The 24,224-nt window shown below is 68.6% G+C and carries 23 protein-coding genes; 15 read left to right on the top strand and 8 right to left on the bottom strand.

Features of this window, described 5'->3' with window-relative positions:
* A partial coding sequence (locus HMPREF2914_RS15780; protein WP_049315271.1) for a methyl-accepting chemotaxis protein occupies positions 1 to 308 on the top strand: 308 nt, incomplete at its 5' end.
* Between the two features lie 3 nt (positions 309 to 311).
* Here HMPREF2914_RS15780 and HMPREF2914_RS15775 read toward each other — a convergent pair.
* Positions 312 to 1,205, bottom strand: coding sequence for a LysR family transcriptional regulator (locus HMPREF2914_RS15775; protein WP_003087025.1), 894 nt, complete (start codon positions 1,203 to 1,205; stop codon positions 312 to 314).
* A 207-nt stretch (positions 1,206 to 1,412) separates the two neighbouring features.
* Between HMPREF2914_RS15775 and speB the strand changes: the two genes are divergently transcribed.
* The 7 genes from speB to HMPREF2914_RS15740 all read left to right on the top strand — a co-directional run bounded on the left by speB (position 1,413) and on the right by HMPREF2914_RS15740 (position 9,667).
* Positions 1,413 to 2,372 carry an agmatinase gene (speB, locus tag HMPREF2914_RS15770; RefSeq protein ID WP_003087022.1) on the top strand — a complete coding sequence of 320 codons (960 nt, stop codon included), beginning with the start codon at positions 1,413 to 1,415 and terminating at the stop codon, positions 2,370 to 2,372.
* Positions 2,373 to 2,386: 14 nt separating this feature from the next.
* On the top strand, positions 2,387 to 2,806 hold the full coding sequence (locus tag HMPREF2914_RS15765) for a YybH family protein (protein ID WP_003109911.1): 420 nt from the start codon (positions 2,387 to 2,389) through the stop codon (positions 2,804 to 2,806).
* A gap of 18 nt (positions 2,807 to 2,824) precedes the next feature.
* On the top strand, positions 2,825 to 4,336 hold the full coding sequence (locus HMPREF2914_RS15760) for a purine-cytosine permease family protein (RefSeq protein WP_003112429.1): 1,512 nt from the start codon (positions 2,825 to 2,827) through the stop codon (positions 4,334 to 4,336).
* A gap of 93 nt (positions 4,337 to 4,429) precedes the next feature.
* Positions 4,430 to 5,821, top strand: a complete 1,392-nt coding sequence (locus tag HMPREF2914_RS15755; RefSeq protein WP_003087011.1) for a sodium:solute symporter family protein — start codon at positions 4,430 to 4,432, stop codon at positions 5,819 to 5,821.
* A 75-nt stretch (positions 5,822 to 5,896) separates the two neighbouring features.
* A complete protein-coding gene (locus HMPREF2914_RS15750; protein WP_003122953.1) occupies positions 5,897 to 7,498 on the top strand; it encodes a 5-guanidino-2-oxopentanoate decarboxylase in 1,602 nt (533 codons plus the stop codon).
* Between the two features lie 13 nt (positions 7,499 to 7,511).
* Entirely contained in the window at positions 7,512 to 8,894 is a 1,383-nt protein-coding gene (locus HMPREF2914_RS15745; protein WP_003109564.1) for an FAD-binding oxidoreductase, read from the top strand.
* 44 nt (positions 8,895 to 8,938) lie between these two features.
* A complete protein-coding gene (locus tag HMPREF2914_RS15740; protein ID WP_012614344.1) occupies positions 8,939 to 9,667 on the top strand; it encodes an MBL fold metallo-hydrolase in 729 nt (242 codons plus the stop codon).
* Positions 9,668 to 9,726: 59 nt separating this feature from the next.
* Here HMPREF2914_RS15740 and HMPREF2914_RS32985 read toward each other — a convergent pair whose 3' ends face one another.
* Together HMPREF2914_RS32985 and HMPREF2914_RS15735 are read right to left on the bottom strand one after the other, a co-directional pair.
* Positions 9,727 to 9,861 carry a PA1414 family protein gene (locus tag HMPREF2914_RS32985; RefSeq protein ID WP_003087006.1) on the bottom strand — a complete coding sequence of 45 codons (135 nt, stop codon included), beginning with the start codon at positions 9,859 to 9,861 and terminating at the stop codon, positions 9,727 to 9,729.
* Between the two features lie 154 nt (positions 9,862 to 10,015).
* Positions 10,016 to 10,888 (bottom strand): putrescine utilization regulator PtrR, encoded by an 873-nt coding sequence (locus HMPREF2914_RS15735; protein WP_003087005.1) that lies wholly within the window; start codon positions 10,886 to 10,888, stop codon positions 10,016 to 10,018.
* 104 nt (positions 10,889 to 10,992) lie between these two features.
* Here HMPREF2914_RS15735 and HMPREF2914_RS15730 point away from each other — a divergent pair, with 104 nt between their 5' ends.
* Entirely contained in the window at positions 10,993 to 12,186 is a 1,194-nt protein-coding gene (locus HMPREF2914_RS15730; protein ID WP_023092041.1) for an MFS transporter, read from the top strand.
* Here the strand turns inward: HMPREF2914_RS15730 and HMPREF2914_RS15725 are convergent.
* From HMPREF2914_RS15725 to aphA, 3 genes are all read right to left on the bottom strand, one after another.
* Positions 12,146 to 13,057, bottom strand: a complete 912-nt coding sequence (locus tag HMPREF2914_RS15725; RefSeq protein WP_023092042.1) for a DMT family transporter — start codon at positions 13,055 to 13,057, stop codon at positions 12,146 to 12,148. The genes HMPREF2914_RS15730 and HMPREF2914_RS15725 overlap by 41 nt on opposite strands.
* Positions 13,058 to 13,252: 195 nt before the next feature.
* Positions 13,253 to 14,344, bottom strand: coding sequence for an extracellular solute-binding protein (locus HMPREF2914_RS15720; RefSeq protein ID WP_023980802.1), 1,092 nt, complete (start codon positions 14,342 to 14,344; stop codon positions 13,253 to 13,255).
* 10 nt (positions 14,345 to 14,354) lie between these two features.
* Positions 14,355 to 15,395, bottom strand: coding sequence for an acetylpolyamine amidohydrolase AphA (gene aphA, locus HMPREF2914_RS15715; RefSeq protein WP_003105417.1), 1,041 nt, complete (start codon positions 15,393 to 15,395; stop codon positions 14,355 to 14,357).
* Positions 15,396 to 15,604: 209 nt separating this feature from the next.
* Here aphA and HMPREF2914_RS15710 point away from each other — a divergent pair, with 209 nt between their 5' ends.
* From HMPREF2914_RS15710 to HMPREF2914_RS15700, 3 genes are all read left to right on the top strand, one after another.
* The gene (locus tag HMPREF2914_RS15710) at positions 15,605 to 18,028 is read left to right on the top strand and encodes a DUF3772 domain-containing protein (protein ID WP_003124946.1); all 2,424 of its coding nucleotides are present in this window, start codon (positions 15,605 to 15,607) and stop codon (positions 18,026 to 18,028) included.
* 66 nt (positions 18,029 to 18,094) lie between these two features.
* Entirely contained in the window at positions 18,095 to 19,036 is a 942-nt protein-coding gene (locus HMPREF2914_RS15705) for a class I SAM-dependent methyltransferase (RefSeq protein WP_003086994.1), read from the top strand.
* A gap of 35 nt (positions 19,037 to 19,071) precedes the next feature.
* Positions 19,072 to 19,830 carry a nucleotidyltransferase domain-containing protein gene (locus HMPREF2914_RS15700; RefSeq protein WP_023092043.1) on the top strand — a complete coding sequence of 253 codons (759 nt, stop codon included), beginning with the start codon at positions 19,072 to 19,074 and terminating at the stop codon, positions 19,828 to 19,830.
* Positions 19,831 to 19,849: 19 nt separating this feature from the next.
* Here the strand turns inward: HMPREF2914_RS15700 and HMPREF2914_RS15695 are convergent, their stop codons facing one another.
* On the bottom strand, positions 19,850 to 21,805 hold the full coding sequence (locus tag HMPREF2914_RS15695) for a UvrD-helicase domain-containing protein (protein WP_023092044.1): 1,956 nt from the start codon (positions 21,803 to 21,805) through the stop codon (positions 19,850 to 19,852).
* Between the two features lie 170 nt (positions 21,806 to 21,975).
* Here HMPREF2914_RS15695 and HMPREF2914_RS15690 point away from each other — a divergent pair, with 170 nt between their 5' ends.
* Positions 21,976 to 22,203, top strand: a complete 228-nt coding sequence (locus HMPREF2914_RS15690; protein WP_003082927.1) for a hypothetical protein — start codon at positions 21,976 to 21,978, stop codon at positions 22,201 to 22,203.
* A gap of 131 nt (positions 22,204 to 22,334) precedes the next feature.
* On the opposite strand, the gene HMPREF2914_RS15685 is transcribed toward HMPREF2914_RS15690, so the two are convergent.
* Positions 22,335 to 22,967, bottom strand: coding sequence for a TetR/AcrR family transcriptional regulator (locus HMPREF2914_RS15685; protein WP_003109573.1), 633 nt, complete (start codon positions 22,965 to 22,967; stop codon positions 22,335 to 22,337).
* Between the two features lie 92 nt (positions 22,968 to 23,059).
* Here HMPREF2914_RS15685 and HMPREF2914_RS15680 point away from each other — a divergent pair, with 92 nt between their 5' ends.
* A complete protein-coding gene (locus HMPREF2914_RS15680) occupies positions 23,060 to 23,725 on the top strand; it encodes an O-methyltransferase (protein WP_023092045.1) in 666 nt (221 codons plus the stop codon).
* A 77-nt stretch (positions 23,726 to 23,802) separates the two neighbouring features.
* Positions 23,803 to 24,210 carry an ester cyclase gene (locus tag HMPREF2914_RS15675; RefSeq protein ID WP_023092046.1) on the top strand — a complete coding sequence of 136 codons (408 nt, stop codon included), beginning with the start codon at positions 23,803 to 23,805 and terminating at the stop codon, positions 24,208 to 24,210.
* The last annotated feature ends 14 nt before the right edge of the window (positions 24,211 to 24,224 follow it).

The raw sequence follows: 24,224 nt of genomic DNA, 5'->3' as shown, positions 1-24,224 counted from the left end.
TCAATGCCGCCATCGAGGCCGCCCGCGCCGGCGATCAGGGTCGCGGCTTCGCCGTGGTGGCCGACGAGGTGCGGCAACTGGCGGAGCGCACCAGCAAGTCGACCAAGGAGATCGCCGACATGATCGGTCGCATCCAGACCGGCACCCGCAGCGTCATCGACGACATGCAGCACAGCCAGGAACAGGCGCGGCGCGGCGTGGAGCTGGCCAACGAGGCCGGCACGGCGATCCTCGGCATCCGCGAGAGCACGCACAAGGTGGTGGAGGCGGTGCAGCAGTTCTCGCGCACCCTCAACGCCGATCTCTAGGGCTCAGGCCAGGCTCATCTGCGTCCGCAACTGGTCGCGGAAGGCCTGGATCAGCGGCTCGCGCGAGCGGCCGCGGCGGAGGATCAGGGAGAATGGCGCCTGGTAGCCGAAGGTCGCCGGCAGCAGGGCGCGCAGACGGCCCTGCTCGACCCACGGGTGGGCGTAGTGCTCCGGCAGGTAGCCGATGTAGCCGCCGGACAGGATCAGGATCAGTTGCGCCTCCATGCTCTCCACCGTCCCCGCGCTGTGCTTGAAGCCGTGCCGGGCCAGCTCGGCCTGGCTCCAGTAGCCGCGGCCGACCATGCGTTGCTGGGTGATCAGGTCGGCGGGAATCCTCCGCCCGTCGAACAGCGGATGCCGGTCGCTGCAGTACAGCCAGTGCTGTTCGCGGTACAGCGGCTGGTAGACCAGTCCGTTCATGCGACTGGAAAAGGCGCCGATGGCCAGGTCCTGGCGGTTCTCCAGCACGCTCAGTTGCAGTTCGTAGGGGCTCTGCACCAGCAGGTGCAGGTGCACCGCCGGGTGTTCGCGGCTGAAGGCGCCGATCACCTCGGCCAGCGGCAGCGCCGGGTCGCTCACCGTAGAATCGAGCACACCGAGGTTCAGGGTGCCGCGCAGCTCGCCCTTCAACGCCAGCGCGTAGCGTCCGAAGCCTTCCAGTTCGCCGAGGATGCGCAGGGTCTCCTGGTGGAACAGCTCGCCCTTGCTGGTCAGGCTGAAGCCGCCGCGGCCACGGTGGCAGAGCACGATGCCGAGCTGGTTCTCCAGTTGGCTCATGTAGGTGCTGATCGCCGAGGTCGACAGGTTCAACTCCTGCTGGGCGGCGGCGAAGCCCTGGTGGCGCACCACCGCGGCGAAGATGCGCAACAGGCGCAGGTCGGGCAAGGCGTTGGACACGGCGACTCCGGTTTGCGGGGCGAGGATTTCGAACTGCGGGCCGAGGCAAAGGCCGCCGTCCGGGCTCGGCGGCGAAGTCTAGCCGCTTCGCCATTAGTTTAGAAATCTCTGAACTGATTATTTGTAGCCAGCGATTTGACTCGCTACCGGCTGTGAAGAGAATCCGTCCGACCCCTAAAACAACCACAACGACCGTGAGGCCACCCCGTGGACAAGAATCTCCACCAGCCCCTGGGCGGCAATGAAATGCCCCGCTTCGGCGGCATCGCCACCATGATGCGCCTGCCCCATGTCCAGTCCCCCGCCGAACTCGACGCCCTCGATGCCGCCTTCGTCGGCGTGCCCCTCGACATCGGCACCTCGCTGCGCTCCGGTACCCGCTTCGGCCCCCGCGAGATCCGCGCCGAATCGGTGATGATCCGTCCCTACAACATGGCCACCGGCGCCGCCCCCTTCGACTCGCTGAACGTGGCGGACATCGGCGACGTCGCGATCAACACCTTCAACCTGCTGGAAGCCGTGCGCATCATCGAGCAGGAATACGACCGCATCCTCGGTCACGGCATCCTCCCGCTGACCCTCGGCGGCGACCACACCATCACCCTGCCGATCCTCCGCGCGATCAAGAAGAAGCACGGCAAGGTCGGCCTGGTCCACATCGACGCCCACGCCGACGTCAACGACCACATGTTCGGCGAGAAGATCGCCCACGGCACCACCTTCCGCCGCGCGGTGGAAGAAGACCTGCTGGATTGCGACCGCGTGGTGCAGATCGGCCTGCGCGCCCAGGGCTACACCGCCGAGGACTTCAACTGGAGCCGCAAGCAGGGCTTCCGCGTGGTGCAGGCCGAGGAGTGCTGGCACAAGTCGCTGGAGCCGCTGATGGCCGAGGTCCGCGAGAAGGTCGGCGGCGGCCCCGTCTACCTGAGCTTCGACATCGACGGCATCGACCCGGCCTGGGCGCCCGGCACCGGCACCCCGGAAATCGGCGGCCTGACCACCATCCAGGCGATGGAAATCATCCGCGGCTGCCAGGGCCTGGACCTGGTCGGCTGCGACCTGGTCGAAGTCTCACCGCCCTACGACACCACCGGCAACACTTCGTTGCTGGGCGCCAACCTGCTCTATGAAATGCTCTGCGTCCTCCCGGGCGTGGTGCGTCGCTGAGCCGTAGCGCGACCATGACCGACGACCGCGTCGAACAGGTGCTGGAGGCCGCCCGCCGACTGGTGGCGGCCTTCGCCCGCAACGATGCCGAGGCCTATTTCGCCGCCTTCAGCGAGGACGCCAGCTTCATCTTCCACAACTGGCCTCAGCCGCTGCGCTCGCGCGCGGCCTACCGCGAGTTGTGGGAGCGCTGGCGACGCGAGGACGGCTTCGAAGTGCTGGCGTGCGAATCCAGCAATACCTGCGTCAGCCTGCAAGGCGACCTGGCGATCTTCAGCCACGACGTCGCCACCCGGCTGCGCCTCCAGGGAACGGAAAGCCTGAACCGGGAACGGGAAACCATCCTGTTCCGCCTAGAACAACAAGAAGGCCGTTGGCTGGCCTGCCATGAGCACTTGTCGGCGATGCCGGAGTACCTGCCATCGACTAGCTAGCTCTCCCGGGAGAACGTCATGGATAACAACAATAACCAACACGCAATCACACGCATCGAAACCTTCGGGGTCGAACAGATTCCCGACCACGAACGCAACGCCACGCCGGTCGATCTGTTCCGCATGATCTTCGGCGGCGCCAATACCTTCGCCACCGCCGTGCTCGGCAGCTTTCCGGTGCTCTTCGGGCTGTCCTTCCAGGCCGGGCTGTGGGCGATCCTGCTGGGCGTCACGCTGGGCGCGCTGATCCTCGCCCCGATGGGCCTGTTCGGCCCGCTCAACGGCACCAACAACGCGGTCTCCTCCGGCGCGCACTTCGGCGTGCACGGGCGCATCGTCGGCTCCTTCCTCTCGCTGCTGACCGCCATCGCCTTCTTCTCGCTCTCGGTATGGAGTTCCGGCGACGCCCTGGTCGGCGGCGCCCGGCGCCTGGTCGGCCTGGAAGAGAGCGAACTGAACCTGGGCCTGGCCTACGGCCTGTTCGCCGTGCTGGTGCTGACCGTATGCATCTACGGCTTCCGCTTCATGCTGCTGGTCAACAGGATCGCCGTGTGGGCCGCCAGCCTGCTGTTCCTGCTCGGCCTGTTCGCCTTCGCCGGCCCCTTCGACGCCGCCTACGCCGGCAGCGTGCAGCTCGGCCAGCCGGGCTTCTGGGCCGCCTTCATCGGCGCCACCCTGCTGGCCATGAGCAACCCGATCTCCTTCGGCGCCTTCCTGGGCGACTGGGCCCGCTACATCCCCCGCCAGACCTCGCAGGCACGGATCATGCTGGCGGTGATCGGCGCGCAGCTGGCGACCCTGGTTCCCTTCCTGTTCGGCCTCGCCACCGCGACCATCGTCGCCGTCCGCGCGCCGGACTACATCGCCGCCAACAACTACGTCGGCGGCCTGCTGGCCATCGCTCCCGGCTGGTTCTTCCTGCCGGTATGCCTGATCGCGGTGATCGGCGGCATGTCCACCGGCACCACTTCGCTGTACGGCACCGGGCTGGACATGTCCAGCGTGTTCCCGCGCCTGCTCTCGCGGGTGCAGGCCACGGTGCTGATCGGAGTCGCCTCGATCGGCTTCATCTTCGTCGGCCGCTTCGCCTTCAACCTGGTGCAGAGCGTCTCCACCTTCGCCGTGCTGATCGTCACCTGCACCACCCCGTGGATGGTGATCATGCTGATCGGCCTGCTGACCCGTCGCGGCTTCTACCGCCCGGACGACCTGCAGGTGTTCACCCGCGGCCAGCGCGGCGGCGCCTACTGGTTCGAGCACGGCTGGAACTGGCGCGGAATGGGCGCCTGGATTCCCAGCGCGGCAGCCGGCCTGGCCTTCGTCAACCTGCCGGGGCAATTCGTCGGTCCGCTCGGCGAACTGGCCGGCGGCATCGACCTCAGCCTGCCGGTCGCCCTCGGCCTGGCCGCCCTGCTCTACCTGGCACTGCTGCGCCTGTTCCCGGAACCGCCTTGCGTCTACGGCCCGCGAGGACCGCGCTGGGTACGCGCGCACGGCACGCGGAGGGCCCCTGCGATAGCCACCGCCTGAGGCGGGGTACACACACGGCGGGACGCCAGCGTCCCGCGCTTCCGGCGCCTCGCCGGATACAACAATGACAATGAGAAACTTGGGAGACCTGATATGGCCCTCGACATATTCGTCGTTCTGATCTACGCCGCGGGCATGATCGCGCTGGGCTGGTACGGCATGCGCCGCGCCAAGACCCGCGACGACTACCTGGTGGCCGGCCGCAACCTCGGCCCCGGCTTCTACCTGGGAACCATGGCCGCCACCGTCCTCGGCGGCGCCTCCACCATCGGCACCGTGCGCCTGGGCTACGTCCATGGCATCTCCGGCTTCTGGCTGTGCGGCGCGATCGGCCTCGGCATCGTCGGCCTCAGCCTGTTCCTGGCCAAGCCGCTGCTGAAGCTGAAGATCTACACCGTCACCCAGGTCCTGGAGCGTCGCTACAACCCCGCCGCGCGCCACGCCAGCGCCCTGATCATGCTGGTCTACGCACTGATGATCGGCGCCACCTCGACCATCGCCATCGGCACCGTCATGCAGGTCCTGTTCGGCCTGCCGTTCTGGGTCTCGATCCTGATCGGCGGCGGCGTCGTGGTGCTCTACTCCACCATCGGCGGCATGTGGTCGCTGACCCTGACCGACATCGTGCAGTTCCTGATCATGACCGTTGGCCTGGTGTTCCTGCTGATGCCGCTGTCGATCAACGACGCCGGCGGCTGGGACGCCCTGGTGGCCAAGCTGCCGGCCAGCTACTTCGACTTCACCGCGATCGGCTGGGACACCATCGTCACCTACTTCCTGATCTACTTCTTCGGCATCTTCATCGGCCAGGACATCTGGCAGCGGGTGTTCACCGCCCGCAGCGAGACCGTGGCCAAGGTCGCCGGCTCCGCCGCCGGTATCTACTGCGTGCTCTACGGCATGGCCGGAGCGCTGATCGGGATGGCCGCCAAGGTCCTGCTGCCGGACCTGGAGAACGTCAACAACGCCTTCGCCAGCGTGGTCGAGCACAGCCTGCCGAACGGCATCCGCGGCCTGGTCATCGCCGCCGCCCTGGCGGCGCTGATGTCCACCGCCAGCGCCGGCCTGCTGGCGGCGTCCACCACCGTCACCCAGGACCTGCTGCCGCGCCTGCGCCGCGGCCGCGGCCAGTCCGACAACGGCGACGTGCACGAGAACCGCATCGCCACCCTGCTGCTGGGCCTGGTAGTGCTCGGCATCGCCCTGGTGGTCAGCGACGTGATCAGCGCCCTGACCGTGGCCTACAACCTGCTGGTAGGTGGCATGCTGATCCCGCTGATCGGCGCGATCTACTGGAAGCGCGCCAGCACCGCCGGCGCCATCACCAGCATGACCCTGGGCTTCCTTACCGTGCTGGTGTTCATGATCAAGGACGGCCTCGACGCGAATACGCCGATCTACTACAGCCTGGCGGTCGGCCTGCTCAGCTTCGTCCTGGTCAGCCTGTTCTCGCGGCGCCCGACGGGTGTCGCCAGCGCCGCCTGAACCAGGCACAACCCCGACAGGCGAGGGACTTTCCCTCGCCTTTTCCATTCCCGAGAACATGAAAAAGGAACGGCCATGACCACCTGCGGCGAATTCCTCGTCAAGCAACTCGAAGCCTGGGGCGTCGAGACCGTCTTCGGCATCCCCGGCGTACATACCGTAGAACTCTACCGCGGCCTGCCCGGCAGCCGTATCCGCCATGTCACCCCGCGCCACGAGCAGGGCGCCGGCTTCATGGCGGACGGCTACGCACGGGTCACCGGCAAGCCCGGCGTGTGCTTCATCATCACCGGCCCGGGGATGACCAACATCCTCACCGCCATGGCCCAGGCCTACGCCGACTCGATTCCGATGCTGGTGATCTCCAGCGTCAACGAACGCGCGCGCCTGGCCCACGGCAACGGCTACCTGCACGAGCTGCCGAACCAGCGCAACCTGGTAGGCAACGTCTGCGCCTTCAGCCATACCCTGATGAGCGCCGAGGAGCTGCCGGCGGTGCTCGCCCGCGCCTTCGCCGTGTTCGACAGCGAGCGGCCGCGGCCGGTGCACATCGAGCTGCCGCTCGACGTCATCACCGCTCCCGCCGAACACCTGGCCCTGCGCCCGCGCACCGTCGCCAGCCGCCCGGCGCCGGCCCTCGCGCCCTTGCGCGAGGCCGCGGCGCGCCTGCGCAACGCGAAGAAGCCACTGCTGCTGCTCGGCGGCGGCTGCGTCGAGGCCGCCGCCGAAGCGCGTGCCCTGGCCGCCGCGCTGGACGCGCCGACTGCCCTGACGATCAACGCCAAGGGCCTGCTACCGGCCGACCACCCGCTGCTGCTGGGCAGCAACCAGTCCTGCGTGCCGGTACGCGAGCTGGCCGCCGAGGCCGACGTGGTGCTGGCCATCGGCACCGAGCTGGGCGAAACCGACTACGACGTGGTGTTCGACGGCGGCTTCGCCCTCGATGGCGAGTTGATCCGCATCGATATCGACCCACAGCAACTGATGCGCAACTACACGCCTAGCCTGGCCATCCACAGCGACGCCCGGCTGGCCATGCGCGTGCTGCTGGCCGAACTGCCGGGCGGAGAGGCCTCGCCGGACAGCCCCGGGGCCCGGCGCGCCGCCGCCGTGCGCCAGCGTCTGGCCGAAGACTTCGCCGGCTGGTCGCACTATCGCCAGCTGTTCGCCGCGATCCTCGCCGAGTGGCCGGACGCCCGCTTCGTCGGCGACTCGACCCAGACCGTCTACAGCGGCAACCACCTGGTCGATCTCGACGAGCCGCGCCGCTGGTTCAACGCCTCCACCGGCTACGGCACCCTCGGCTATGGCCTGCCCGCGGCCATCGGCGCCAAGCTCGGCGAGCCGGGACGCCCGGTGGTCAGCCTGATGGGCGACGGCGGCCTGCAGTTCACCCTGCCGGAACTGGCCAGCGCGGTGGAAGCCAAGGTCGGCATCGTCGTGCTGCTGTGGAACAACCACGGCTATGGCGAGATCAAGCGCTACATGGAGCGGCGCGAGATCACTCCGCTCGGGGTCGATATCTACACTCCGGACTTCCTCGCCATCGCCCGCGGCTTCGGCTGCGCCGCCGAACGCGCGCGCGATCTCGAGCACCTGCGCGAACTGCTGCGCGGCGCCCCGGCGGACCGTCCGCTGATCGTCGAGGTGCTGCAAGCCGCGCCCTTCCATCCCTGACCCGGAGCCCGCCATGGACGATTCCGAACTCTACCGCTCCCTCTGCGAGATCCTCGGCGCCCGTGGCGTGCGCGACAGTGCCGCGCTCGCCGGGCAGGACCCCGGCTACCATCCGCAGAACCTCGCCGGAAGCTTCCTGGTCCTGCCGGAAAGCACCGACCAGGTCGCTGCCGTGGTGCGTCTGTGCCGCCAGGCGGGACGCGCCCTGGTGCCCCAGGGCGGACTCACCGGTCTGGTCGGCGGCGGCGCCGCGCAAGCCGGCGACGTGCTGCTCTCGCTGCGCAGGCTGAACCGCATACACCGGCTGGATGCGGCCAGCCAGACCCTCGACCTCGACGCCGGCGTCACCCTCGAACAGGCCCAGGCGCTGGCCGCCGAGGCCGGACTCGACCCCGGCATCGATCTCGCCGCGCGCGGCAGCGCCAGCGTCGGCGGGCTGGTAGCGACCAACGCCGGCGGCATCCGCGCCTTCCGCTTCGGCACCATGCGCCAGCGCGTGCTCGGCCTGGAAGCGGTACTCGCCGACGGCAGCGTCTACAGCGACCTGCGCGGGCTGCTGAAGAACACCACCGGCTACGACCTCAAGCAGTTGTTCGTCGGCGCCGAAGGCACCCTCGGCATCGTCACCCGTGCGGTACTGCGCCTGGAGCCGTTGCAGCGTCCCGGCGCCACCGCCCTGCTCGGCCTGCCCGACGTCGACGCGGCGATCGCCATCGCCGCGCGCCTGCGCCGCGAGCACGCCGAACGCCTGTTCGCCTGCGAGATCCTCTGGCACGACTACCTGCAATGCACCGCCGCGCCCATGGGCGACAGCGCGCCGAGCCTGGCGCCCTGCCCTCTCTACCTGCTGGTGGAACTGGCCGAGGACCGCCACCTGGATGCCGGCGAGGCGCTCACCACCCTGCTGGAAGGCTGCTTCGAGGATGGTCTGGTGGAAGACGCCCTGCTCGCCGCCAACGAAACCCAGCGCCAGGCCATCTGGCGCCTGCGCGAAGACTCCGACGCGGCCATCCACGCCGGCGTCGACAGCCTGTCCTTCGACGTATCGCTGCCGGTGCCAGCCCTAGCCGGCTACGTCGAGCGCATCCGGCGGCGCCTGGACGACCTGGTGGAGGGCATGCGGGTCTTCCTCTTCGGCCATTTCCTCGACGGCAACCTGCACGTCATGCTCGCCGCCGACGTCCCGCTGCTGCCGCTGCACCAGGCGGTGGAGGAAATCCTCTACGGCGAGTTGGGCGAATGCGCTGGCGTGATCTCCGCCGAGCACGGCATCGGCCTGGAGAAGAAGGAAGCCCTGGGTCGCTACGCCGATCCGCTGAAGCTCGCGCTGATGGCGCAGATCAAGGAACTGCTCGACCCCAGCGGACTGTTCAACCCGGGCAAGGTCATACCCTGAACGCCTATCCTCCTGGGATAGCCTTTCCACCGACAGAGACCGCGATGAGAATCGTCAGCCGCGACCGCTGGTTCGAAACCCGGCACTTCTACAACGGTATCAGCCTGATCCACGAGCCCTACGTGCGCCCCTTCTATCGCTGCAACATGTGGCATGTCCAGGGCCGCGAGCGCGACGTGCTAGTGGACAGCGGCTCCGGTCTGGTCAGCCTGCGCGAGCAACTGCCCTGGCTCACCGCACGACCGCTGCTGGCGGTGGCCAGCCACACCCACTTCGACCATATCGCCGGCCACCACGAATTCGCCGAGCGCCTGGCGCATCCGGCCGAGGCGGAGATCCTCGCCGCGCCGGACGGCGACAACACCCTGGCGCGCGCCTATGTCGGCGACGAGATGTTCGAGGCGCATCCGGAGTGCCCGCTGTGCTACGCCGAATACCGGGTGCGAGCAGCGCCGGCGACCCGCCTGATCGACGAAGGCGACGTGCTCGATCTCGGCGACCGCGTGCTGCAGGTGCTGCACACGCCCGGGCACTCGCCGGGCGGCATCAGCCTGTGGGAAGCGGCGACACAGACGCTGTTTTCTGGCGACATCGTCTACGACGGTCCGCTGGTCGAGGACGCCTATCATTCCAACCTCGACGACTATGCCGCCAGCCTCGCGCGCCTGCTCGAGCTACCGGTGCGCACCGTGCATGGTGGGCATTTCGCGAGCTTTTCCGGGGAGCGTTTGCGGGAAATGATCGTCGCCTGGTTCAGAAACCACGATCGATAGGCCAAAACCGGGACTCTGGCCAGCGCCGCAGGCGGAGGCCAGAGCGTCGGGGAACCGGCTCAGCGACGTTGCCGCGCGGCGAGGCGCCGGCGTTGCTCGTCGTTTTCCACCGGGATGGGTTGCATGCGCGGGGGCTCGATCAGGCCAAGGGCGACACCGAGTTGCCACGCCAGGTTTTGCAGCCAGAGTTTCATGACAGGCCCCTTGTCCAAGGGAAGGAGAATCGGGCGACCTGACAAGTCAGGTCGCCCTAGGAAAGAGTAGACCGGCGTCCCACTCTCCGCACGTTCCACTCCGTCCTTGGAAACAACTTTACTGCGGGAAACCGGCCCCGGACCCTGACCTGAATCAAGCCAACGCCGATTCCCGCCCTTGCAGGAGACCGATCCAGGCCTTCAGGTTGGCGCCGACCATGCCCTTGCGCCAGACCAGCCAGGTACTCGCCCGGGCGAACGGTTCGGCCAGCGCATGCACCGCCACCGACTCCCGCCCCGGCAGGCTTTGCAGCATCGACACCGGCATCAGCGCCACCCCGCCGCCGGCCACCACGCAGGCCAGCATGCTGTGGTAGGACTCGATCTCCATCACCCGGCCCATGCTCACCCGCGCGCTGGCGAACCAGGACTCCAGCAGCAGGCGATAGGAGCAGCGCGGGCGGAAGGCGATCACCGCGCTGCCGGCCACGTCCTCGGGACCGCGCACCGGCGGGTGGCCATTCTCGGTGACCAGCACCATGCGCTCCTCGAACATCGGCAGGCCCTCCAGGCCGTCGAAGTCCAGCGGGCCGTCCACCAGCACGGCATCCAGGCGCCCGCCCAGCAGCGACTCGACCAGCTCGCCGCTGGGCGCGGTCTGCAATTGCAGGTTCACCGCCGGATAGCGCCGGTGGTATTCCGCCAGGCGCGGCGGCAGATGGATCGCCGCGGTGCTGTACATCGAGCCGAGGGCGAAATCGCCCACCGGTTCGCCCCCCTGCACCGCCGCGCGCGCCTCCTCCTGCAGGGCGAACAGCCGCGCGGCGTAGTCCAGCAGGACCTTGCCGGCCGGCGACAGTTGCAGGCGCTGGCGTTCGCGGAGGAACAGGTCGACGCCAAGCTGTTCCTCCAGTTGCCGCAGGCGCGTCGACAGGTTCGACGGCACCCGGTGCAGGCGCTCGGCGGCGCGGGCGATGGAGCCTTCCTCGGCGACCGCCTGGAAGATCCTCAACTGGCCGAACTCCACGATTAATTCTCCAAAACAGAACAAGTAATTCACGATTATTCATTTTTACAGAATTGCCGCAAGGCCTAACCTGCTGCCATTCATCCCCCGGCAGGAATCCGCACATGTCCCGTGATTTTCTTCGTTCGCCGCTGGTCGGCCTGCTCGCCTGCCTGCTGGCGCTGGTGGTCGCCATGGGGGTCGGGCGCTTCTCCCTGACCCCGCAACTGCCGCACCTGATCCGCGAAGGCCAGCTCGACCTGACCGGCGCCGGCCTGCTGGCCGCCGCCAACTACCTCGGCTACCTGGTCGGCGCGCTGGACGCGCTGTTCGCCCGCGAAGCGCGGCAGGCGCGCTTGCGCCTGCTGGTCGGGCTATGGGCCTGCTTCGGCCTGACCCTGGCCTCGGTCTGGGCCGAGGGCTTCTGGCCGCACGCGCTGCTGCGCTTCGGTCTTGGCGTGGCCAGCGCCTGGGTCCTGATCATGGTCACCGCCCTCAGCCAGCGCCTCGCCGCGGAAAGCGGTCGGGCCCGGCTGGGCGCGCTGGTGTTCGCCGGCCCCGGCATCGGGGTGATGGTCACCGGCCTGCTGGCGGCATTGGGCAACGCCCTGGGCCAGGACTCGGTGTTCATCTGGAAGCTCTTCGCCGACCTCGCGCTGGTCCTGATCCTCATGCTCCTGCCGCTGCTGCCGCGCCCGGCCGCACGCAGCGCCGGCCACGACGCGCCTGCAACGGCAAGCGAGAACGCCGGCCTCGGCCGCCTGACCTGGGCCTACGGACTGGTCGGCCTCGGCTACATCATCCCGGCCACCTTTCTCTCGCAGATGGCCGCGGCGCGTTTCCACGGGCAATGGCAGGCCGATCTGTTCTGGCCCTGCTTCGGCCTGGCCTCGGCCACCGGGGTAGTGCTGATCAGCCTGCGCCGGCAGCGCCCGGACGGGACCCGCCGCTGGCTGGTCGGCGCGCTCTGGCTACAGGCCCTCGGCGTGCTCGCCTGCCTGCTGCCGGGGATCGGCGGACTGGCCCTGGGGGTAGTGCTGACCGGCCTGCCGTTCCTCGCCGGCATGCAACTGGTGATGCAATACGCCCGCGAACTGGCGCCGCATACGCCGCAGCGCAACGCCGGCCAACTGACCACCGGTTTCGCCCTCGGCCAGTTGCTCGGCCCGCTGCTGGCGGCGCTCAGCACGCATTTCGCCGGCGGCCTGCAACCGGCGCTGGCGCTCGCCGGGCTCGGCCTGGTCTTCGCCGGCCTGCTGTTGCGCCGGCCGCACTCGCTCAGCGGCGCAGCAGGCGTCGCAGCCACTGCTCGCCGCTGACCAGGGTGATGCCGGCGAGGACCAGCGCCGCGCCGGCGACGAAGTTCAGGCTGAGCGGCTCGCCCAGCAGCAATACGCCGAAGGTGACGCCGAACAGGGGGGTCATGAAGGAGAAGATCGCCAGGTTGTTCGCCAGGTAGCGACGCAGCAGCCAGAACCAGCAGAAGTAGCTGGCGAACGACACCACCACGCCCTGGAACAGCACGCTGGCGGTGCTCACCGGGGTCCAGCGGACCTCGCCGAACTGGCCGCTGAAAAGAGCGATCAGCAATAGCCCGGCGCATGCCACGAACAATTGGTAGAACAGCGTCAGGCTTGGCGGTGCCTCGGACAGCCGGGTGCCGCGCACTGCCACCGTGGTCGCGCCCCAGGACATCCCGGCGAGCAGGCCGAAAGCGTCGCCGAGCAGCATCCGCCCATCCATTTCCGCCCACGACAGGCCTCCGCCGAAGGCCACCGCTATGCCGCCGAAGCACACCGCCACGCCCAGCCACTGCAAGGGCCGCAGGCGTTCGCTGGGAAGCAGGAAGTGCAGCCCGAGGGCAGAGAAGATCGGCGCGGTATAGAGGAACACCGACATGTGCGAAGCCGTGGTGTATTGCAGGCCGAGGGCGATGAACAGGAACTCCAGGGCGAACAGCGTGCCGGTCAGCAGGCCGGCGCCCAGGGTGCCCTGGCGCAAGCCCTCCCAGCCGCCGCGCCAGCACATCAGCAGGCCGACCAGGGTGGCGGCGATGCCGGAACGGATGGCCGCCTGCATCACCGGCGCGATGTCCGTCGCCGCCCACTTGATGGTCACCTGCTGGATGCCCCAGATCACGCAGAGCAACAGCATCGTCTGGAAGGCGAAGGCATCGGCGGACTTACGCATGGCGGACTCACAGGCAGGCATGGAAGGAAGCGGCCGCCAGCGGCGACCGTCGGGCAGCGCCATTATGGACAAGCCGGCGCGCCCGGTCGAAGCCTGGAAGCGACCTCCAGCGGGTCGTGGGCGGCGGTTCCGGCCTGCTTGCCTGGCCTGGGGGACGCTATCCGTCCTGCGAACCCGCCATCTGGCCGCGGCCGCTCACTTGCCGGTCTTGATCCTGCTCCAGGTCAGCGTGCGCAGCCGCTCCAGCTTCGGCGGCAGCATCTCCACCGAATACAGCCTGGCCTGCACTTCTTCCGGCGGGTAGACGTTCGGGTTGTCGCGCAACTCCGCCGAGATCAGGCCATCCGCCGCCTTGTTCGGGTTGGCGTAGGCCACGTAGTCGGAGATCGGCGCCACCACCTCCGGGCGCAGCAGGTAGTCGAGGAAGGCGTGCGCCTGCTCGACGTTCTTCGCGTCGCGCGGAATCGCCAGCACGTCGAACCAGGCCGCGGCGCCCTCCTTCGGAATGCGGTACTCGATGCGTATGCCGTTCTTCGCTTCCCTGGCCCGGTTGGCCGCCTGCATCGCTCCGCCGGACCAGGCGATGGCCACGCAGACGTTGCCGTTGGCCAGGTCGCTGACGAACTTCGAGGAACTGAAGTAGGTGATGTACGGGCGCAGCTTCGCCAGGTGCTCCTCGGCTCGGCGGTAGTCTTCCGGTTGGTGGCTGTTGGGCGACAGGCCGAGATAGTGCAGCACCTCGGGGATCACCTCGGTGGGCGAGTCGAGGAAGGCCACGCCGCACTGTTGCAGCTTCGCCAGGTTCTCCGGCTTGAACACCAGGTCCCAGGAGTCCAGCGGCGCATCGTCGCCGAGCACCGCGCGGACCTTGTCGAGGTTGTAGGCGATGCCGTTGGTGCCCCACATGTAGGGCATCACGTAGCGGTTGCCGGGGTCCTTGCCGGCAAGCACCTTGAGCAGGGCCGGGTTGAGGTTCTTCCAGTTCGGCAGCTTGCTCTTGTCCAGCGGCTGGAACACTTCGGCCTTCAGGTAGTTGGGCAGGAAGCTGTCGCTGGGCACCACCAGGTCGTAGCCGGAATGCCCGGACAGCAGCTTGGCCTCGAGCACCTCGTTGCTGTCGTAGACGTCGTACTTCGGCGCGATGCCGGTCTGCGCCTGGAAGTTCTTCAGGGTGTCCGGGGCGATGTAGTCGAACCAGTTGTAGATCCGTACTTCCGGCGCGGCCTGGACCAGCCCGGCGGAAACGGCCAGCGCGAGGCCGGCCAGCAGCTTGCGAGTCGATTGCATGCTTCGCTCCTCAGCGGGCCGCGCCTTCGTAGCCCTGCAGCACGTTGACCGCGTTGATGCCGATGGCTTCCACCGCATAGCCGCCTTCCATGATGAACAGGGTCGGCAGGCCCAGCCGGGCGATGCGCTCGCCCATCCGCAGGTAGTCCGGCGAATCCAGCCTGAACTGGGAGATCGGGTCTTCCTTGTAGGTGTCCACGCCGAGGGAAATCACCAGGGCATCCGGGGCGTAGCCGGCGATCCGCACGCAGGCGTCGTCGAGCGCCGCCGACCAGAGGTCCCAGCCGCTGCCATGGGCCAGCGGATAGTTGTGGTTGCAGCCCTCGCCGGCGCCTTCACCGCGCTCGTCGGCGTAGCCGAGGAAGTACGGGTATTCGACCCGCGGATCGCCATGGATCGAGGCGAACAGCACGTCGTCGCGGCGGTAGAAGATATCCTGCGTGCCGTTGCCATGGTGATAGTCGACATCAAGGATCGCCACGCGCCGGGCGCCCTGGTCGAGGAACGCCTGGGTGGCGATGGCGGCATTGTTGAGGAAGCAGTAGCCGCCCATGAAGTCGCCACCGGCGTGATGGCCCGGCGGACGGCAGAGAGCGAAGGCGCTGCGGGCGCCCTGGCGCATATGCTCCTGGGCGGTCAGCGCGACCTGGGCGGAGCTGTAGATGGCCTGCCAGGTGCCGGCGGTGATCGGCGCCTCGGTGTCGAAGCTGTAGTAGCCCAGCTCGCCCATCAGCGCCGTGGGGATCGGCCCGTCGCGGCGCAGGCGGCGGCCGGGGAAGGTGGTGGACACCAGGTCGCCGCTGTGGCCTTCGGCGGTCCAGCGGGCCCAGGCGCCCTGGAGGAAGTCCAGGTAGGCGGCGTCGTGGATGCGCAGCAGCGGCTCGCGGCCGAAATCCTTCGGCGCGATCACCTCGCCAAGGTTCTGCGACTTCACCCGGGCCAGCACGGTGTCGGCCCGGCTGGGCATTTCGAAACAGGGTTGCAGCTTGCCGTCGACCAGTTCCGACTGGCCGAAGTGCAGACGATGATCGTCGCTGTAGACGCTCAGCATGGAGAGACCTCGCAGGTTTCTTGTTCTTGGTGGAGGGATTCTGCCCAGCGCGCGGTCGCGGCAAAACGGCGGCGGCGGCCAAAAAGGGATCGATATGGCCAGAATCCATGTCCCTTTAGCGCCGCCTGGCGATTATCGACGCGGGGAATTACTCGGCGCCCGCACCGGTCCATACTGCTTGAGCCAGTCAGGATCGAAAGGGGGATTCGATGAGGCGCGCCAGCCTGCATATGTTGCTCTGCCAGTTCGCCATGGCCCTGGGCCTGCTCCTGAGCCTGGGCAGCGAGGCCTGGGCCGCCAGGCCGGCTCCGCAGGCGGCCGTCGACCTGGAAGCGCCGGCCGCCCTGGCCGAGGACGCCAGCCTCGACCAGCTCAACGCGCAACTCGACCTGATCCGCCAGCGCGTCACCGCCGACGCCAGCGACGACCTCCTCGCCGAGTTGCGCCAGAGCGCGCTGCAAGTCCAGCGCCAGGCCGACGCCCTGCTCGCGCTGCGGGTGGCCGACATCGAGCGGCTCGACGATCAGTTGAAAGTGATCGGCCCGCCGCAGCCCGACGAGGCGGAAAGCCTCGCCGCCCAGCGCCAGGCCCTGACCCGGCAGAAGAACGCCCTGCTCGATGACGAACGCCAGGCCACCCAGCTCGGCCAGTCGTCCCGCGACCTGGCGGCACAGATCGTCAACCTGCGCCGCAGCCTGTTCAACTCGCAGATCAGCAGCCGCGCGGCGACACCGTTCAGCCCGAGCTTCTGGTCGACCCTGATCCGTCCCACCGACGACGACCTGCGCCGGCTGGACAAGCTGAAGGCGGAGGCCCTGGTCGCCTTCGACAGCGCCATCGCGCCCGGACACCGCTGGGCCTTCGCCGGAACCCTGCTGGCCACCGTGCTGGTCTGGAGCTTCGGCCGCCGCCTGCTGGAGCGCATGCTTACCTGGGCGATGATCCGCTGGCTGCCGGAAGGCCGCCTGCGGCGCAGCGCCCTGGCCCTGGCGGTCGGGCTGGCGACCATCCTGACCATCGTCGGCGCGGTGTCGCTGATGCGCTGGGGCCTGGAAAGCAACGCCAGCCTGAGCCCCGACATGGCCAGCCTGACCGATCAACTGGTGAGCCTGGCGACCTTCTGCGCCTTCATCGCCGGCCTCGGCCGCGCTCTGCTGATGCTGCCGCGACCATCCTGGCGGCTGCCGGCGATCCCGGACAGGATCGCCAGCGCCCTCGGCCCGTTCCCGGCGATCCTCGCAGTGGCGCTGATGCTGGTGGCCACCGAGGAACGGATCAACAGCGTCACCGGCACCAGCCTGGCCCTGACCGTCGCCCTCAACGGCCTGACCGCGCTGGTCACCGCGCTGATCTTCGCCGCCGCCCTGCTGCGCTACCACCATGTGCGGCGCAAGCACGACCTGGAGCGGCCAGGCGGGATCGCCGGGCTGATCCCCTTCGTCGCCTCGGTATGGATCGCGGCGATCCTCCTCGCCCTGTTCACCGGCTACCTGTCGCTGGCCTACTTCCTCACCGGCAAGCTGCTGTGGATCAGCGTGATCGCGGCCACCACCTACCTGCTGATCGCTTTCTTCGGCGACATCTGCGAAACCCTGCTCTCGCCCAAGCACCCCAGCGGCCTGGCGCTGGCCAATGCGCTCGGCCTGTCGCCGCGCCACCAGGCCCAGGCCAGCACGGTGCTGGCCGGGGTCGGCCGCACCCTGCTGCTGCTCACCGCGCTGCTGCTGGCCTTCCTTCCGGTCGGCTCGAGCCCCAGCGAACTGCTGCAGGGCTTCGCCCAACTGGGCGAAAGCAGCAAGACCCTGGGCAACCTGAACATCGTCCCGCAGGACATCCTGGTCGCCCTGCTGCTGTTCGTCGGCGGCCTGTTCGCCCTGCGCATCGTCAAGCGCTGGCTGAGCGAGCGGTTGCTGCCGGAAACCAACATGGACGCCGGCATGCGCGCCTCGCTGGTGACCCTGGTCGGCTACCTCGGCTTCGTGCTCCTGGCGATGCTGGTGATGTCCACCCTGCGCATCAACCTGACCAGCCTGACCTGGGTGGTCAGCGCCCTCTCGGTAGGCATCGGCTTCGGCCTGCAGGCCATCGTGCAGAACTTCATTTCCGGCCTGATCCTGCTGACCGAGCGGCCGGTGAAAGTCGGCGACTGGGTCAGCCTGGGCGGGGTCGAGGGCGATATCCGGCGGATCAACGTGCGCGCCACCGAGATCCAGATGGGCGACCGCTCCACGGTGATCGTGCCGAACTCGCAGTTCATCTCCCAGACCGTGCGCAACGTGACCATGGGCAATGCCCTCGGGGTGGTCGGGGTGAACCTGACCCTGCCGCTGGACACCGACGCGATGAAGGTCCGCGAACTGCTCTTGCAGGCCTTCGCCGAACACCCGGCGATCCTCGACGCACCGGCGCCCTCGGTGACGTTCAAGGATCTCGCCAGCAACGGCCTGGTGCTCAACGCCAGCGGCTTCGTCAACAGCCCGCGTTCGGTGGCCGGCGCGCGCAGCGACCTGCTCTTCACCATCCTCGACCGCTTGCGCAGCGAAGGCATCGCGCTGTCCTCGCCACAGAGCCTGCTGATGATCCAGGATGGCGGCCCGGCCAGCGCCGCGCCTGCGCCCGCGACGCCCGATTGAAGCGAAGGGGCGGACTGTCCGTCACGCAACGGGTAGAATCCGCCCCTTTTTCAACGCCGAACCGTCATGAATCGCGAAGCCCTCGATACCCTCCTCCAGCACCTGCTCGCCGCGCTGTCCCCGGCGCCGGCGGAGACCCGCCGTCTGTTCCATGGTCGCGGCCGCTGCTGGCCGGGCCTGGAACAATTGACCGCGGACTGGCTGCAGGGCGTCCTGCTGGTGACTCTGTTCAAGGAGCCGCAGCCGGAGGAACTGGAGGCCTTGCGTCGGACCCTGGGGCAACTGACCACGGCGCCGGCCTGGGCTGCGAGCCAGGGCCGGCACCTGGTCCTGCAGCACCGCTACCGCCCAGACAGCGCCTGCGAATGGCTGTCGGGCGAGCCGCTGGAAACCTGGGACATCGTGGAAAACGGACTGCGCTTCCGCCTCGACCTGGGACGCAACCAGAACACCGGGCTATTCCTCGACATGCGCCTGGGCCGCCGCTGGGTGCAGGAGCAGGCCGCCGGCCGCCGCGTGCTCAACCTGTTCGCCTACACCTGCGGCTTCTCGGTGGCAGCCATTGCCGGCGGCGCCAGCCAGGTGGTCAACCTGGACATGGCCCGCGGCCCGCTCAACCGCGGCCGCGACAATCACCGTCTGAACGGCCACGACCTCGGCCGGGTGAGCTTCCTCGGCCACGAACTGTTCAAGTCCTGGGGCAAGCTGCGCAAGCTCGGCCCGTACGACCTGGTGATCGTCGATCCGCCGAGCTTCCAGAAGGGCAGCTTCGTCCTGACCCAGGACTACCGCAGGATCCTCCGCCGCCTGCCGGAACTGCTGGTGCCCGGCGGCACCCTGCTGGCCTGTATCAACGACCCGGCCATCGGCCCCGACTTCCTCCTCGAGGAAACCGCCCGCGAGGCGCCGTCGCTGCACTTCGTCGAACGCCTGGAGAATCCGCCGGAGTTCCCCGATGTCGACCCCGCGGCGGGCCTCAAGGCGCTGCTGTTCCGCAACGCAGGCTGATCGACGCGCGGGCGGCGTGTCGCTAGGCTGTCGGCATGGACATGCCCGATGGCTTCATTCCCCTGCCGCCACGCGTCGAACCGCAGGCGGCCTTTCGCCCCCTGCTCGACGACCTGCGCCGAACCCTGGCCCGGCCTCCGTTCGAGCGGGCCGTGCACAGCGTCTACCTGTACGGCAGCGTCGCCCGCGGCGAGGCCATCACGGGGCGCTCCGACCTCGACCTGACCCTGGTCCTGCGCGACCCGCCCAGCCCCGAACTGGCCGCGCAACTGGAAACCGCGCGCCTGGCATTGCAGGCGCGCCACCCGGAAGTCAGCAAGATCGATTTCGATATCGGCCACCTGGACCAGGCCCGCGATCCGACCAACCGCGATAGCTGGGGCTATTGGCTCAAGCACCGCTGCCGCTGCCTGTGGGGCGAAGACCTGGCCAGCGCCCTGCCGCCCTTGCGTCCGGCGAAAGCCATCGCCCTGGCCCTCAACGGCGACTATGCGCAGGTGCTGGAAGACTATGCGCGACGCCTGGACAGCGCGTCCTCGGAGGAGAAGCGCCGCCGCCTGCAACGGGAAGCGGCGAAGAAGCTGATCCGCTCCAGCGACATCCTTCGCGGGGAGACGGAAAGCGTCTGGCCGGAGACCCTGGAGCATTACCTGGCGCTGTTTCGCGCGCGGCACCCCGGACAGGCGCCGGCCCTGGAATATTTCAAGGCCGTGCTGGACGGCCAGGTCACCGACCCGGCGGTGTTCATCGAGCGCCTGCGCGCATTCAGCGCCTGGATGCAGCGCCAGGCGTAGCCCGCCGAGACGGTCGTCCTCAGCGTCGGGCCAACAGGGCCGTGGCGCCCTGGGCCTTGCGCGTGTACCAGAGCACCCGGCTGACGCCACGGGTGATCGCCACGTAGGCCAGGCGCAGGCTTTCGTCCTCCATGGCCTGGTCGTAACTGTTGCGGAAGAAGCCCGATGCCGCGTACAGCGCGTTGCGCAACGGATGCTTCTCGCCCGGCAGGCAGTCGTCGACGACGATCGCCACTTCGGCCTGGAGGCCCTTGGCGCGATGGATGGTCATGCCCTTCACCGGCAGCGCGCGATCCAACTCCGCCTGGATCGCCTGCAACGGCTCGTTGCGCCGGCTCAGCAACAGCACCGCGGTGCGCTCGCTGCTTTCGCGAGCGGCGGCGTGCTCGCACTGGGCGCGGATTTCCGCCAGCAGCTTCGGCAGTTGCGCACGCAGGTCGAAACGCTGCACCAGCTTCACGCCATGGTCGCCCGGCTGGATCGGGCGGAACGCGCGGCAGGTCTTGTCCTGCTTGAAACGCACCCCGGCCAGCACCTTCTCGCCGTCGCGAATGATCGGTTCGACGGAGCGGTAGTTGGTTTCCAGCACCAGCAGCGCGCTCTTGCGTCCCCGCCCACGCGAGGGGAAGTGCCGGTCGAAGTCGATGAACAGCTCCGGCGAACTGCCGCGCCAGCCGTAGATCGACTGCCAGTCGTCGCCGATGGCCATCAGGCTCGGCGCGGTGCCCTGGGTTGCCAGGCGACGGTGCAACGCCTGTAGCCAGAGGACGATCTGCGGCGAGACATCCTGGAACTCGTCGATCAGCAGATGGGTGAACGGCGCCAATGCCGTTTCCGCCAGAGCCCCGCCGGCCATCCGCTCGCCGAGCTGCTGGAACGCGGCGTCGAAGGTCATCAGGCCCTCCTCGCGCAACAGTGCCTGGAACCTCGCCCAGAACAGTGCCATGGCTTCGACGAAGATCTTCTCGCGCAACCCGCATTCCAGCTTGCCGCTGTCCAGGCGTTCGACGCGCAGGCCCAGGCTCTCGGCGAACCCGGCCTGGGCATGGAAGGCTTCGTACAGCGGCAGCGCCTGGAACTCGCCGGCCAGCTTGAACGGCTCCAGCGGCGCCTTCGGCTGCCGCCGCGCGCCCTCTTCCGGCTCCGCCGGCGGCGGCAGTTCCAGCAGTTTGTGGGTCTTGGCGCGGAACGCCGGGCTTGCCGCGTAGCACTGCTGGTAGGCCTGCTTCAGCAGGCGCTGCTGGGCCGGACGCAGGCGTCCGGCGGCAAGGGGGTTGTCCGGCTCGGCGGCGGGGTCGCGGTCGTCCAGTTGTTCGAACCAGCGCGGATTGCCGAGCACCTCGCGGGCCAGGCTGCCGAGCGCCGAATGGAAAGTGCGCACGCACTGCCGCGCCTGGGCCGCGTCGAACGGGTATTGCCAATGGGCGAGCACGCGCAGCAATTGTTCGCGCAACTGCGCGCAGGAGGCGTTGGTGAAGGAAATCACCGTCAGCCGCTGCGGCTCGACGCCCAGGTGGCAGAGCATGAACACCACCCGCAGGACCAGGGTGGTCGACTTGCCCGAGCCGGCACCGGCAAAGATCCGCGCCAGCGGCTGGCGGCAGAGGATCATCGCCCACTGTTCCTCGGACGGCGGGCTGACCACGCCGAGCGTCGCGGCCTGCGCCACCTGCTCGCGCATGGCGCGCTCCTGGGATTCGTCGACCTTCAGTGCGGCAGCCGGATAGATTCCCTGCGGCGCGCGCCGCGAGGCGGCAGCGGGCTTGCGCGGAGTCCCCCGAACGGCGCCCTTCGCAGGCTTGCCGGCGGCCTTGCCCGGGACCTTCGCGGCGTTCTTCCGGGAGCGGGCCTTGGCCGGCTGCAACAAGGCTTCGCGGGCCTCGCGCTCGGCCTGCAGGTAGGCGGTGGTACGCGGGAAACAACGCGCCAGGGCGCTGGAAAGCATCGACTTGTAGCGCCGTACGGCAGACAGCATCGGGGACCGGTCCAGACAAAGCATGTGGCTGAATCATAAGTGTTTTCCGCCCTCGGCCGACAGTCGGACGCGGACCGCCCATCGCGCCAGGGCAACCCTTGCGCGACCGCGCCGGTCTACCCTTCGGGCCGTGCCGGCCTGCCAACTCAGCGAAAACAAGGAGCCTACCCATGAGCGATTGGGCAATCACCTACAGCAAGGACGAAGCCACCGAGCGTCAAGTCCTGCCGTTCCCCCACAAGCCGAGCCCCGAAGAGGTCGCCGAGCACCTGCTGGAATGGGCCGAGGCCAACCTCAAGCCGGGCCACTACAGCACCGGCAAGCTGGAAAGCGACGAGCCGGCGGAACTGCTGCTGCGCCGCTTCGGCATCGTCGTCACCGGCATCGCCGAAGCCTGATCCCTCCCGCGACCGGCAGGCGCCGGTCGCTTCCGCCGATACACGCCTGCTCCGCCAAGCCTACGCACGCGCCAGCCGCGTACCTGGGGCCGCTGGACCAAGCGACGGTTTTGCTCCGGCCACACGGCACCTCAGCGCTCGCCAAGGGCGGCGAGATAGGCGCAGAGCATATCGGCCAGGGCCTCGGCGTAACGCTCGATCTCCGCCTCGCTGCGTGGCTGTTCGGAGAACTGCTTGCCGACCGCGCCGAGGGTGGTGGTGAGCAATTCGCCGGCCAGGCCGCGCTCGGCCTCGGCGACCTCCGGCAAGGCCTCCCGGAGAAACGCCTGGAACACCCGCGCGCCCTCCGCCTTCACCTCCCGCGCCTCGTCGGCGTCGCGATACAGCGGCGCCGCGTCGCTCAGCGCCACGCGTATCGCCGCCTCTTCGCACTCCGAGCGCACGAATGCCAGCACCAGCCGGCGCAAGCGCTCCAGCGGCGGCCGGGCGGTGTCCTCGAGGATCTCGCCGAGCAGACGCGTGGTGCGCCGCCACTCGTCGCTTTGCAGGCGGAAGAGGATCGCCGCCTTGTTCGGGAAATACTGGTACAGCGAACCGATGCTCACCCCGGCGCGCTCCGCCACCCGCGCGGTGGTGAAACGTTGCGCGCCTTCGCTGGCCAGAACCTGAACAGCCGCCTCCAGGATGCTCGCCACCAACTCGCTGGAACGGGCCTGCTGCGGCTGCTTGCGCGAGGAAATACGCGGGTTTCGCTTGTCGCTCATGGAAGGCTCCGGAATGCGAATGGCGGAATGCGATGAATCCGTCGCATTCTAGGTCCACGCACTTACGCGCTCAAACATTCCCGGAGCCATCCATGAATACCCTCACCAACGCCCCGCTCGCCGATCTCCTGCAACGCCTGTTCGCCGAAGCCGAAGCCAGCGCACCGGGCGACAGTCCCGCCCTCGCCGACCTCTCGGAGGCCGAGCTGAAGCGCCTCATGGGCAGCAAGACCGAATACCGCGAGTTCTACGGTCGCCTGAAGGACCTGGCGCTGCCCGTCTCCCGCGAAACCGGCAGCCTGCTCTACATGCTGGCGCGCAGCAGCTCGGCGCGCAGCATCGTCGAGTTCGGCACGTCCTTCGGTCTGTCCACCCTGCACCTCGCCGCAGCGCTGCGGGACAACGGCGGTGGCCGCATGATCGGCAGCGAGTTCGAACCCTCCAAGGCCGAGCGGGCACGGCGCAACCTGGCCGCCGGGGGGCTGCTCGACCTGGTGGAACTGCGCGAGGGCGATGCCCTGCAAACCCTCGCCAAGGACCTGCCGGACAGCATCGACCTGGTCCTGCTGGACGGCGCCAAGGCGCTCTACCCGGAGGTCCTCGCCCTGCTGGAAAGCCGCCTGCGCCCCGGCGCGCTGGTGATCGCCGACAACGCCGAGCATAGTCCCGAGTACCTGGCCCATGTCCGCTCGCCGGCCAACGGCTACCTGTCGACGCCCTTCGCCGAGGATGTCGAGCTGTCCATGCGCCTGGGCTGAAGCCTAGCGACTGACGGCGTCTCGCGGGTTTGCTAGGGTCTGGCCCATGTCCCCCGGACAGCTCGAAGGAAACCCGCATGACCCGTGACCGACTCACCGAGCGCTACCGCGCCTACATCGACTGCCTGAACCGCCAGGACTGGACGCGCCTGGGCGATTTCGTCCATGACCGGGTGCGCTACAACGACGTGCAGATCGGACTCGACGGCTACCTGCGGATGCTCGAAGGCGATTTCCTGGCAATCCCCGACCTGCGCTTCGAGATCGAACGCCTGCTCGTCGATCCGCCGGGCGTCGCCTGCCGTCTGCACTTCGACTGCACGCCCGGCGGCCGGCTGTTCGGCATCCCGGTCAACGGCCAGCGGGTACGCTTCGCCGAGAACGTCTTCTACGAATTCGAAGACGAGCGCATCGCCGGCGTCTGGTCGGTGATCGACAAGGCGGCGGTCGCCGCGCAGGTACAGGTGGCGTCGCCGTCGTCCTGAGGCGCCAGGGCACT

Origin of the sequence: Pseudomonas sp. HMSC067G02 (assembly GCF_001813485.1) — a bacterium.
GTDB lineage: Bacteria > Pseudomonadota > Gammaproteobacteria > Pseudomonadales > Pseudomonadaceae > Pseudomonas > Pseudomonas aeruginosa.
This window is presented reverse-complemented; position numbering and strand designations above follow the sequence as displayed.